Annotated in this window: 10 protein-coding genes and 1 riboswitch; of the genes, 3 read left to right on the forward strand and 7 right to left on the reverse strand. The window is 39.5% G+C overall.

The genetic code is table 11. The annotated features are described in order from the left end of the window. Positions 1-114: 114 nt before the first annotated feature. The 4 genes from U8D43_RS11605 to U8D43_RS11620 form a co-directional block, all read right to left on the reverse strand. A complete protein-coding gene (locus U8D43_RS11605) occupies positions 115-1,116 on the reverse strand; it encodes an LLM class flavin-dependent oxidoreductase (RefSeq protein WP_335871340.1) in 1,002 nt (333 codons plus the stop codon). Positions 1,117-1,515: 399 nt separating this feature from the next. Further along, complete coding sequence (locus U8D43_RS11610; RefSeq protein WP_442893598.1) at positions 1,516-3,888, reverse strand: immune inhibitor A domain-containing protein; 2,373 nt, start codon at positions 3,886-3,888, stop codon at positions 1,516-1,518. A gap of 548 nt (positions 3,889-4,436) precedes the next feature. Continuing rightward, entirely contained in the window at positions 4,437-5,522 is a 1,086-nt protein-coding gene (tbcS, locus tag U8D43_RS11615) for a tetraprenyl-beta-curcumene synthase (RefSeq protein WP_335871341.1), read from the reverse strand. Positions 5,523-5,531: 9 nt separating this feature from the next. After that, positions 5,532-6,335 (reverse strand): alpha/beta fold hydrolase, encoded by an 804-nt coding sequence (locus tag U8D43_RS11620; RefSeq protein WP_335871342.1) that lies wholly within the window; start codon positions 6,333-6,335, stop codon positions 5,532-5,534. A gap of 83 nt (positions 6,336-6,418) precedes the next feature. Between U8D43_RS11620 and U8D43_RS11625 the strand changes: the two genes are divergently transcribed. Further along, on the forward strand, positions 6,419-6,931 hold the full coding sequence (locus U8D43_RS11625; protein ID WP_335871343.1) for a gamma carbonic anhydrase: 513 nt from the start codon (positions 6,419-6,421) through the stop codon (positions 6,929-6,931). A gap of 220 nt (positions 6,932-7,151) precedes the next feature. Here U8D43_RS11625 and metK read toward each other — a convergent pair whose 3' ends face one another. Next, a complete protein-coding gene (gene metK, locus U8D43_RS11630) occupies positions 7,152-8,354 on the reverse strand; it encodes a methionine adenosyltransferase (RefSeq protein WP_335871344.1) in 1,203 nt (400 codons plus the stop codon). A gap of 256 nt (positions 8,355-8,610) precedes the next feature. Next, a riboswitch (SAM riboswitch) is annotated at positions 8,611-8,725 on the reverse strand. A gap of 578 nt (positions 8,726-9,303) precedes the next feature. On the opposite strand from metK, the gene pckA reads away from it, so the two are divergent. Next, complete coding sequence (pckA, locus tag U8D43_RS11635) at positions 9,304-10,890, forward strand: phosphoenolpyruvate carboxykinase (ATP) (RefSeq protein WP_335871345.1); 1,587 nt, start codon at positions 9,304-9,306, stop codon at positions 10,888-10,890. Between the two features lie 31 nt (positions 10,891-10,921). Here pckA and U8D43_RS11640 read toward each other — a convergent pair whose 3' ends face one another. After that, positions 10,922-11,164, reverse strand: a complete 243-nt coding sequence (locus U8D43_RS11640) for a DUF2584 domain-containing protein (protein WP_335871346.1) — start codon at positions 11,162-11,164, stop codon at positions 10,922-10,924. Positions 11,165-11,199: 35 nt separating this feature from the next. Further along, on the reverse strand, positions 11,200-11,985 hold the full coding sequence (locus U8D43_RS11645; protein ID WP_335871347.1) for an alpha/beta hydrolase family protein: 786 nt from the start codon (positions 11,983-11,985) through the stop codon (positions 11,200-11,202). Between the two features lie 145 nt (positions 11,986-12,130). Between U8D43_RS11645 and U8D43_RS11650 the strand changes: the two genes are divergently transcribed. Then, positions 12,131-13,078: an ABC transporter substrate-binding protein gene (locus U8D43_RS11650; protein WP_442893599.1), complete on the forward strand. Its 948-nt coding sequence runs from the start codon at positions 12,131-12,133 to the stop codon at positions 13,076-13,078. Positions 13,079-13,102 lie beyond the last annotated feature (24 nt).

Below are 13,102 nucleotides of genomic sequence, written 5' to 3' on the forward strand. Positions count from 1 at the left end.
TTTCATAAAAATCAACAGTGAAATGGAGAATTTAGTCAAAAATTAGATGAAATAACCACAATGTATACGAAAAGAGCCAAATAGAAAAATCATGTAAGGGTCTCTTCAATTAATTTACAACAATTCCTTTGCTAGTAACTCAAAAGAAGTTAATTTATCTTGAAAGTCGTGTGTAATGGTCACAACCATTACTTCATCTGTTTCATACTCTGTTGCGATCCTAAGGAGTTGTTGTTTGACTTTTTGTGGTCCACCTACCACCATCCGCTTACGATTTTCTTCCATTCTCATGCGTTCGTATGGGGAGTAGACATAAGCCACTGCATGTTCAGGGGATGGTGTTCCTTTTGAAACCATTCCTTGTTCAATCATTAAAATAGATAAATCCAAACTCGAAGCGACTCTCTCAGCCTCTTCATCGGTTTCTGCACAAATAACAAAAACCGCAACCATTCCTTTGGGTTCCTTTAGTCTTTCACTTGGTTGGAAACTTGTTTGATAATGGCGCATAAATTGAGGGCCGCCCTCCCCGTTGATAAACTGAGCAAATGTATAAGGTAATCCTTTTTCAGCTGCCAGCATCGCACTTGAAGGACTTGATCCTAACAGCCAAAGCTCAGGTGACGTTGGAATGATAGGGGTGGCTTTTAATCCATAATAAGGATGATCCTTAGGTAAAGAATCGGTCAAGTAATACTGTAATTCTTTAATTTGATTTGGGAATTCTCTTATGTCACTACGGCCTCCATTATTTAACGCCAAGGTGGCTCGTGGCATTCCACCAGGTGCTCTCCCTAAGCCCAGGTCAATTCGACCCGGATTCAATCCCTCTAACACTTTAAAGTTTTCAGCTACTTTATATGCGCTATAATGTGGAAGCATCACACCGCCTGAACCTACTTTAATCCGATATGTTTTAGCCGCCAGATGAGCAATTAACACTTCTGGCGATGAACCACCTAATGTCGTCGTATCATGATGTTCTGACACCCAAAACCGTTGATATCCTAGCTTTTCCACATGCTGAATTAACTCTTCCGTTTGTTTTAAAGCCTCTGTAGCGGTAAGTCCTTCCGCAATCGGCGTTTGATCTAGAACACTTAATTTTAATTCCATAAGGAAACAACTCCTTTAATTTCTGTGTCCCTTATTATAGGCAAATCTACGCTAATTACATAATCATTTGCTTTTAAGGATCAGGTAACATTTGTTTAAATAGCGATTAATCACGGCTCTTTTCGAATACATTGTTGCTTTTTCATCTAATTTTTGATTAAACTTTCCATTTCACTATTGTATTCCATCAAAAATAGACAAAATGATGTCCGAAACAAAGCTATATATCAGATAATGAACTGAGCTGAATAGCGACAAACTTTGAGAAAAACAGTCTGAATTAAAGATCAAGCATACTACAGAACTTTTTATTATTGCAGTTGGTGAGATTTCAAAGGTTCCTTCGAAATTGGCTATAAAAAACAAAAAACAACCGCTCGAAAGCGGTTGTTTCTTATTTTACTTGAATAGCAATACTTTTCCCACTTTTCCATCTGTACTCTCACCTGTAACACGGAATTTCACTCCATAATTTGGAATGTTTCGTCCTGCATCAGGAAGCTCAGTATTTAAGTAGTTATTGCTATCATTAAAGAGAGGGTTCCGTTTTGTATAATTATCTTTCATTGTAGTGCCAAGAAGATCCTTATAGTCTATAAACATTTTATTTGATTTATTCAAGCTAAATGCCGCATCATGCACTTGATAACGACTCGCTCCAAGCGATCCATCACTCCAATATTGAGCTTTTTGATCGGCATCTACTACACCAAGAAATCCATCACCCGGATGGGCTCCAGTCCAATTGTTGTCATAGCTATCATCTACATACCAAACGATTAATCCTTCATTAAATTCCATGATGCTGTTGCCGCGTTTAATATGCGCTAATCCTTCGTCCACGCCGTTATGGGTTCTCCATTCTAATAAGTAGTAGTGATCACTGTATAGCTTACCATCCGTTTTAGTAAAACCATCTAGATCCATCTGAGCTTCTCCCTCAGCATCATCGAATAACACTTCTGATCCATCGATTACTACTTGAACATCATCAACGTATAAGCCGGGTTCGGCTACAAATCCGTCGGTCCAATAGTTGATTCCTACTTGAATTTCTTTTCCAGCATAAGCACTTAGGTCAAAGCTAGCATCCACCCAGCCATTAGAAGATCCTGTAATTCCATGGCCAGGATTTTGGTCAAATTCATTTTCTGTTGTTGTGATATTACCTGGGATCGATACCCATCCACTTCCGTCATTTACCATGACTGAGCCGTAGTCCCAATCCTTTTCGATTTGATACCATGCTTTAAAATTGAGCTCACCATTTGCAGCATTTGTTAGGTCAACATTTGTCTGTAGATAATGGTTTAAATCATTTCCACTTCCACTGTGATATTCAGTGGAACCACTTGCTGGCGTATTAATGATCAGTTCTTTTTGCGGAAGGTTCACACGAAGAGCATCCAGATTTGTTCCCTTTGTAGCTCCTTCATCTAGAAGAACTTCTAAACCTTTACTATCTAAATCAGCGAGGTCCACTTCTCCGGCCTGTAACCAATTCCCACCATGAGCTGTCTGTAAAAACTCCTTCGACCATGCGCTAAATCCAGTCGGTTCTGTTCCCGGAATCTTTCCTGCCCAGCTACCACTTGACATGATCGACCAATAGGAAACGGGCTCGCCTTCTCCAGTATACTGTGTGTCATATTCATCTGGTAAACCTAAGTCATGACCATATTCATGAGCGAAAACCCCAGCTGCTCCATCTGCTGGTTCGATGGTATAATCATATGCAGCCATTTCCCCACCCCAATAGGGCACTGTTGCTTCCGTACCGTCTAAACCATACACATCGCCTAGATTCCAACGATGGGACCAGATGGCATCTTCTCCAAGTTGACCTCCACCCGCTTCTTGTCCAACCGATGAATGAACTACCATTAAATGGTCCACTAATCCATCTGCTTCACGATAGTTTCCATCACCATCTAAATCATACCGGTCCTCTTGGTCATAATCCGATAAATCCACACTTGGATCAGCTGCGGCTGCTTCAAGTGCTTCTCTTACAAGAGAACGAGCATCCGTATCATTGCTTTGGCCCTTTGGTGCGCCATAATATGCTGCCTCATGCTTCGCTTCATACCAGCCGGCTACTTTTCCATTGACGGTATAAGCTCCACCTGATTGTTGTTCATAATATTGCTTCATGGAAATTAATGTTTCACCATTCGGTCCTTCATACCCATTATCTCCGAAGACCATCTCTTGATAATGTTCTTTCATATAATCTCCGTAGTACATATCTGTGTCTTCAGGGTGAATATCATTTGCTTTAAAATCAGGGAATTCTACTAATAACACTAAAACTTCGTCTGATCGTACTTCCCCATCGTAATTTTCTTCAACTAGTCCTGCAGGAGTGTTCTTTTTAGCTTGTCCAAGTTTATTTCCTTTGCCATTGGTAAAAGAATTTCCTTGGAGCTTGTCTTTCATTTGTTCACTTAGTTTTAACTCTTGTTCGTGTAATTCGCCCTCTTCTTGCATTTGCTTCGCGTTCTCAGCTACATTTTTCAAGTAGCTTTTTACGGCAGCCTCTGCTTCCGCTCCAGTCGCGTTTTTGGAAAGCTTACCGCTTTTTTTAAGCATTTCCATTAATCTTTCTTCATTCGCTAGAGCTAAATCTACAGGACCTCCAACCGAGTGACTATGTTCTTTTGCAACAGACTTTGATGCCTGAATCTTTGTCTCTACTAAATTCATGGCATTGGTTGACGCAGGAAGAGTGAAAGCCCCCAATGATAAGGCTGCTACCATCGCCGCGTTCATAATTTTTTTACCTACCAAATTGAATTCCTCCCCTTATATGTAACTTGCTTATTTAGCATAGTGTATTATTTCGGAATAATCACTATTTTCAATCAATTTCAGTTATATAGGCCTATACTTTTGTTAAAACCACCGATAAAGCAGCTGATTGCTGAGGCTTTCTAGCTAATAAGATCATTTCTCATAACAGGGCCAAAAACCACAAAAAAAACGACCCAAGAGTCGTTTTTACTATTTATAAAAGAATTTAATCGTATACATTGTGACTATTTCATCTGATTTTTGATTAAATCGCCCATTTCACTGCTGATTTCCATTAAACATAGACGAAATGATGCCCGAAACAAAACTATATCACCGTTTATAGACTGGTGCGAAAAGCCACAAACTTTGCGAAAACACCCTTATAAAATAATGTTTGACTTGCACCGTAGAGGATTGGCTTCCACAGTTATAATTGAGGCCACTCTGATTCTTACCCTTCATTCCAAACTTCTTCTAGTTGAATACTCAAAATGCATTGGGGTGACAGATTAAGAGTGCCCACCTTAAAGTCGGTTTGCACGCCCTAAAAAGCTATTCTGATACTTTCGATACACCCGACCATTAGCGTAAAAAAAACGAGAAATAAAACCACTTTGTTTAATGATTTTTTTAGCTAATGCATTTACTTCCCTTTGTTGAGTTACTTTTTCATCAGATAAATACACCCCTAGTAATCCTCGATTGATTAATCGGTGAAATTCACGATGAGGAAGATTCTTTGTTTGCTCATCTGCTTGTGAGAGAAAATGCTGAAGTCGTTCAAATAATTGTTGATTATCTTGATAATAGAAGCAAAAATTCAAATCGCCCTCCTCAAGATCTTCTTCTTGATCAATAAAGTAATCTAATAAAATATGTAGCCCTTGAATATAGGGAAAGTACCCATTTCTAACCATTTCGCCATATTCTGATCGAAAGTCCTCTCTTAATGAATAAGAAACTAGGCAAAAAATCCCTAATGTAGATCCGCTACACGCCGAGAATTCATGCCAATCCATGGTTGGTAGTGAGGGTTGATGTACCTGAAACCAGGATCTTAGGCGTTCTTCTCGCTCTTCCACACACACATGTTTATGGATCTGTAAATCGCAATAATAGTGGCAAAGCTCTAAAAGATAGGGGCGAATCTCTTCATAGGGAGAAATCCGTTTAAGGACGTTTTGGCATGTTACCACAAGATCACGCAAATAATGAAGATCCCCCTGAGATTTCCGCAGACGGTAATAGTCTTTAGGAGTTTCCTCTATCGATAAGCAATCGTTCATCGATTCATGGAGAGCACTAAAATCATCAGGATCAAGTGAGGTACTCCGATCACATAGATTATCCAAGTAATCACTAATTGTTTGATAGGCTACAATAAATTTTATTGCTTCTTCCATACGATTTCCCGCTAATAATGCTAAAATTGCCCCTCCTTCACAGTGAAAGGTCTTCCCTTTAATACTCTGCACAGCTTGCTTCCGAAGTTCATCGTCCGGAATAAGCGAAGCTCGTTCTTTCCAATAATTTAATTCTTTGTGAACCATTGGAAAGACCTTTCGATACACATTTGCCATCAACGGAATAGGTGTCACAGGAACCGACATGCTTCCACCTCACTTTTTCATTTTTTTATCTAAAACTAGTTGATTAATAACAAAATTCACCGAATACTGAAACACGTCATCTCTTTTTTCTTCACTAAACACTTCATGATAATAGTGCGGCCATTCCTTATAGTGCTTATCCGAACTCTGGACTTGGTTAAACCATGATTTCACCCCAGATTTATCAACAATCTGATCATCTCCACCTTGAATGACTAACAGAGGGAGATCTTGCAATTTCTCACTATGACGAAAAGCAAGTTTTATCGATTTCACAAGCTCACGGTACCACCGAACGGACACTTTCGTTAGGTACAAAGAATCATTACAATCCATTTCTTTAATGTCTTGATTTTTCGTTGCCATATCTATGGTAAGGCCTGATGAGAATTTTGTTTTAGGTCTAACTTCGTTTAATCCAAATGAAAGAACATTTAAGATCATCGAAGGAGGGCGCAAAAGCCCTAAACAAGGAGAAGAAAGGATAAGTCCCTTTACTTTTAATCTGTGCTCTTGAAATAAGCGGACAGCAATCAACCCTCCCATACTATGACCCATCACATAAATAGGTAAATCATACTCCATTGCCCCTCCTATCCAATCTTTCACTTCCATTATATATTCATTAAAGGTTTCGATATGTCCTCTATTTCTCCTGGAAGTGATTCCGTGTCCAGGAAGATCGCCCATCACCACGTGAAAATTAGATGATCTCCACATTTCAATTAACCATTTGTATCGTCCATGGTGCTCCATTGCTCCATGAATAATTACAACAACACCTTGCGGATTTTCTGCCTCCCATTTCCACATAAAAAATTCCTCCAAACTCCTTCATGAACAGAGCTATTTTTTGATACACTATCTCTATGACTGTTTTATAAAGGAGAATTTATATGATCTATTCCTATCATGACACTTATCCTCAAATTTCATCCTCAGCGTTTATTGCTGATTTCGTCACGATATCAGGAGACGTGAAGATTGGCGATAAATCCAGCATTTGGTTTAACACCGTAATACGAGGTGATGTTGCCCCAACTATAATTGGAAACAAAGTAAATATTCAAGATAATTGTGTTCTTCACCAAAGCCCAAATAATCCGCTTATTTTGGAAGATCAAGTGACCGTGGGGCATAGCGTGATTTTACATAGTTGCAAAATCAGGAAAAAAGCACTGATTGGTATGGGTTCCATTATTTTGGACAAGGCAGAAATTGGAGCAGGAGCCTTTATTGGAGCAGGAAGCTTAGTTCCACAAGGAAAAGTAATTCCTCCTAATTCACTTGCATTTGGCAGACCCGCTAAAGTCATTCGAGAATTAACGGTTGAGGACATACAAGATATGGAGCGCATTTCTCGAGAGTACGCAGAGAAAGCTCAGTACTATAAATCGATACAAAAATAGCAAAAAAGCGGAATTCTTTGATAGAATTCCGCTTTTTTGCTTAAAGGCTCTTTTCTAATACTTTGTTGGTATCGAATCTAATAATAAAAGGAAATCAACGTTTTTTCTTTTATTAAGTTAGGAAAAAGACGAAAAGATGACCCGAATCCTATTCCTATCAAAGATATTTTTAAACCGAAAAGCCACAATCATTGAGAAAAACAGCCCGATTCATTCATGATTAGTTGTTAAGAGCTTGTGTTTTTAATGCTTCTGCTTTATCTGTACGCTCCCAAGGTAAATCAAGATCATTACGGCCAAAGTGACCATAAGCAGCTGTTTGCTTATAAATTGGGCGTCTTAAGTCAAGCATTTTGATAATACCAGCTGGTCGTAAATCAAAGTTATTGCTCACAACATCAATTAATGTTTCTTCACTTACATCGCTTGTTCCAAATGTATCAATGGAAATGGAAACAGGCTTGGCAACACCAATGGCATACGCTAGCTGCACTTCACATTTATCGGCTAAACCAGCAGCCACGATGTTTTTCGCCACATAACGTGCAGCGTAGGCTGCCGAACGATCTACTTTCGTTGCATCTTTACCAGAGAATGCCCCACCGCCGTGACGAGCATACCCACCATATGTGTCCACAATAATCTTACGACCAGTTAGACCTGCATCTCCTTGTGGTCCGCCAATAACGAAACGGCCCGTTGGATTGATGAAGTATTTTGTTTCATCATCAATCAATTCTTTCGGAACGATTGGATTTATGACGTATTCTTTCAGATTTCGTTGAATTTGCTCTAAGCTCACTTCTGGATGATGTTGGGTAGAAATGACAATCGTATCAATACGAACGGGGTGATTGTTCTCATCATACTCAACCGTCACTTGTGTTTTTCCATCTGGACGAAGGTAAGGAAGAACTTCGTCTTTTCGTACTTCTGTCAAGCGACGAGATAATTTATGCGCTAGAGAAATAGGTAGTGGCATTAATTCTTTTGTTTCATTACAAGCAAATCCAAACATCAATCCTTGGTCCCCTGCGCCAATGGCATCGATTTCCTCGTCGGACATATGTCCCTCTCGAGCTTCTAGAGCTTGGTCAACACCCATCGCAATATCAGCAGATTGCTCATCAATAGCCGTTAAAACAGCACATGTTTCCGCATCGAAACCATACTTTGCACGAGTGTAACCAATTCCCTTAACGGTCTCACGTACGATTTTAGGAATATCCACATACGTGCTTGTTGTAATTTCACCCGCTACAAGGACAAGTCCTGTGGTGACCGACGTTTCACAAGCGACACGAGCATTCGGATCTTTATCTAAAATTGCATCCAAAATAGAATCTGAGATTTGATCACAAATTTTATCTGGATGTCCTTCTGTTACTGATTCTGAAGTAAATAAATGGCGTTTCTTTGTCAATCTATATTCCTCCCTAAAAGTTAATTGCAGTGCTTGAAGCGACCAATCTATATGTAATTTCTCGCCTTATGTCTGCAGGATTAATCTTCACGGTACTCATTTCCCTTAGTAGTATGAAATAAACTCCGGGTTTTTAGTCACAGACCACAATATTAAACCGTGTTAACATTGCTCAATTCACTTATTAGAATTCAAACTAAAAAACCTTTCCTACTTCAAAAGAGGAAAGGTTTTGAATACAACATCGCGCCTTTCACTCTCATCACTCAAGGGATTTACCTTGCAGGTTAGCACCTTTCTCAGTTACTACTGTAAATGAGTAGGTTGCTGGGTTTCCTAGGGCCTGTCCCTCCACCAGCTCGGAATAAGAGTATCCGTTCAAATTTCTATAATATCTAAAGCCGACGGTAGTGTCAATCCATTTCCCTTACATATCACCAATTTTTTTAATGGGATCTTTTCGTACACTATGTTGCTTTTGACACAAAGAAAAAACAGGCAGTAGGGTTTTTTCGATTGATTTCTTCCTTTTTATCTAGAAATGAAGAATTTTTCATTAGGAAAAGAGCACGAAGTCATACAAGTCAAGGGATTTCTTCTTATTCGAACCCATCTAAAAACGAGGATCCAGCTTTTTTCATGGCATCATTTCGTTTTTTTCTGATGTGAAACACCTGAGCAAAGTAGAGGATACCATCTAAAATTAGATGAAATAACAACAATGTATACGAAAAAATCCTTATGCTAAACCTCGCCTTAGAACTTCCTAAGAATCCCCTATTATTCTTTACAACATAGACTAATGCAAGGAACTATTTGACGAATTGATGACAAATTAGAAACATTAAGAAAATGAGCTTCATTAGTATAGACTAATGATTTGAATGTGTTATACTAATGATGAGTGAACATTGGGGTTAAAAATATAGACAAAGGTAGGTTTATTATTATGAATTCAGTGAGCATGTCTAGTGAATTAATGGAACTATTAGCGGGAGAAAATATTCAACTTCAACTGTCTGTACCTACGTTAGTGGAAAAGGTATTACACCGAAATGAAGGTGTTTTGACTGCTTCAGGAGCTGTTCGTGCGGAAACAGGAAAATACACTGGGCGTTCTCCAAAAGACAAGTATATCGTTGAAGAAGATTCTTCAAGCAGCAAAATTGATTGGGGTTCAGTAAACCAACCGATTTCCTCTGAAAAATTTGATAATCTTTACCATAAAGTCATCAAGCATCTGGAAGAACAAGATGAAGTTTTCGTCTTTAAAGGCTTCGCAGGCGCTGATCATAAACATAGAATGCCGATACAAGTTATTAACGAGTATGCGTGGCATAATTTATTTGCTCATCAATTATTCATACGCCCAACAGAGGAAGAACTTGATAATCATCAAGCACAATTTACGGTGATCTCTGCTCCGAATTTTAAAGCCGTTCCAGAAGAAGATGGTACCCATTCAGAAACCTTCATCATAGTTTCCTTTGATAAGAGAACTGTGCTCATTGGCGGCACGGAATACGCTGGCGAAATGAAGAAATCGATTTTCTCAGTAATGAACTATATGCTTCCTGAGCAAGATATTTTGTCCATGCACTGCTCTGCTAATGTTGGATTTGAAGGGGATGTCGCCTTATTTTTCGGATTATCCGGAACAGGAAAGACAACGCTTTCAGCCGATGAGAATCGTCGCCTAATTGGAGATGATGAGCATGGATGGTCTCCAAATGGTGTATTTAATATCGAGGGCGGCTGCTATGCAAAGTGTATTGGACTGACTCGTGATAAAGAGCCACAGATTTTTGATGCTATTCGCTTTGGCTCTGTGTTAGAAAATGTTGTTTTACATGAGGACTCGCGCTTACCTGATTATGAAGATAATTCATTAACAGAAAATACTCGAGCAGCCTACCCGATTGATGCAGTAGATAATATTGTTGTACCAAGTATCGCTGGGCACCCGAATACGATTATCTTTTTAACAGCTGATGCATTTGGTGTTTTACCTCCTATTAGTAAACTAACAAAAGAACAAGCCATGTATCATTTCTTAAGTGGTTATACATCCAAACTCGCCGGAACAGAGCGTGGCATCACTTCACCACAAGCTACTTTCTCTACATGTTTTGGCTCACCATTCCTTCCTCTTCCAGCTCAGCGCTATGCTGAAATGCTAGGGAAGAAGATCGATGAACATAATGCAAAAGTATTTTTAGTTAATACGGGTTGGACCGGAGGAGAATACGGAACCGGTAACCGAATGAAACTGGGCTATACTCGGGCAATGGTTCAAGCAGCGCTAGAAGGTGAGCTTGATAACGTTGAAACGGTAAAGGGTGAAATATTTGGATTAGCTATTCCTTTGCACGTTCCTGGCGTACCAGACGAAGTATTACAACCTGCAAAAACATGGGCCAATTCGAGTGACTATGAGAAGAAAGCGAAGGAGCTTTCCGAAAAATTCCGTCAAAATTTTAAAAAGTTTTCGAATGTGTCCCCAGAAATCAAACAACTAGGTGGACCGATCGCCTAAAAAAAGCCCCCACGCTTCGTGGGGGGCTTTTTTAATTTGTTGAGTTCAAAGACTGAAGTTCGTATGTAAGATGTGTTTGGTCATTTTCCCAAACGAGCTTCTGGATGACAGCTATCCCACTAATGTCGCTGTTTATTGTTTTTCTTACTTCAACTGGAATATGAAGTGGATACATTCGGTAGCCGTCTTTTTTCAGACAAAACAAATTCTGTTCTGCACGCTCTTCCTTCCCTTTTGTAACAATCATTGTATTTAGTTCTATCGGCATTCCCATCAATGAGTCACCTCTTTTACTTTTATCGTATCATATCAGCCCTGTTTCTTCATCCAACTACATAAATCTTTCACCATTCTCCGGTTTATATGCGGTGGAAAATAATGAGTATACTGTTCAAAATACCAGCTTTCAACTGCTTTATTCAGATTAATTAGCTGTTTTTCTAAACGATATGCATGTTCAATCGATACGTTTTGGTCTTTGTGCCCGTGAATAAGTAGGGTAGGTGCTTGAATCCTCTCTAAAGAAGAAAGGGGTGTTCGATATTCATAGGCTTCAGGAAGTTTATGCGGACTTCCACCTATTACTCGCTTCATCATTCGACGTAGATCTTTTCTCTCGCTATACGTAAGGAACATATCCGAAACGCCCGCCCAAGATACCACAGTAGCAACCTCTTTACATTCAATGGCAGTGAAAAGCGCCATGATTCCGCCACGTGAAAAGCCAAACACATGAATTCTATTCGGATTCACGTTATCTTGCTGTTTTAATAATTGGAAACCCGAAATCGCATCATATCGGTCTTTCCCGCCGAAATCCTCATGACCTTCCCCTCCTTGATTTCCACGATAAAAAGGAGCAAATACAATAAAACCATGGGAGGCAAATTGGGTAATTCGAGCCGGACGAACCTTCCCTACATTTTTTATTCCACCACGCAAATACAAAAAACCGTCTAACTTCCCCTCAATTTTAGGTTTAGCAAGAAGTCCTTTCACGTTTAATCCTTGGGAACGATACGTCACTAACCATAACTCAACATTTGGATGCGGGGACGGGAATTCCTGTTTACTTACGATTTCTCCTTCATTCAAGTTTAGTCATCCTTTCAATCTAGATAGGCGTTCACACATTTTTCTATACCACATAGTATATCGTAGCAAAAATGATTATTGGTATGGAGGGAATATAAGCATGAAACGATTGTTCATTTATGTAGCTATGAGCATCCTATTCATCATGCTCTTTAGCGGTTGTAACAACAGTTCTTCGGATTTAGAAAAAGTTAGTGTAGCAGAAGTAACTAGGTCTATATTCTATGCGCCAGAGTATGTAGCGATTGAAAAAGGGTTTTTTGGGGAGCAAGGATTGGATATTGAACTCAAAACCACCTGGGGTGGAGATAAAACCATGACCACATTATTATCTGACGGAGCAGACATTGCGCTCGTAGGCTCTGAAACGACCATCTATGTCTATGCCCAAGGAACAATTGATCCTGTGATCAACTTCGCCCAACTAACCCAAACGGATGGAACCTTTCTTGTTTCCCGAGAAGAGGTTGAAGACTTTGAGTGGAATCAACTAAAAGGAGCCACGTTTCTCGGACAACGTAAAGGCGGTATGCCGCAAATGGTTGGTGAATATGTTCTGAAACAAAGAGGAATTGACCCCCAAAACGATCTTCAACTCATTCAAAACATTGATTTTGCCAATATTGCCAACGCCTTTGCTTCTGGAACAGGTGACTATGTTCAATTATTCGAACCGACCGCGTCCATTTTTGAAGCTGAAGGAAAAGGGCATATCGTCGCTTCATTTGGTGAGCAATCAGGATTTGTCCCCTACACAACTTTTATGGCAAAAGAAAGCTACATGACAGAAAATAAGGAAACGGTTGAAAAGTTTACAGCAGCCTTGTACCAAGCTCAACTATGGGTAGAAACACATAGCGCTAAAGAAATTGCCGAAGTCATTCAACCGTATTTTGAAGACACTGACATTTCTTTAATTGAAACAGTCGTAAATCGGTATAAATCCCAAGGGTCCTATGCTCAAGACCCACTACTTGATGAAAATGAATGGGAAAATCTCCAGAATATTATGGATGAAGCTGGTGAATTACCAAGGGCCGTAAAACACAGCACCCTTGTAAACACGTCTATCGCTGAAAAAGTGATGGAATAGTTGCATTAAAGAAGAGGCGAAGCA

This window comes from Bacillus sp. 2205SS5-2 (assembly GCF_037024155.1).
GTDB lineage: Bacteria > Bacillota > Bacilli > Bacillales > Bacillaceae_K > Bacillus_CI.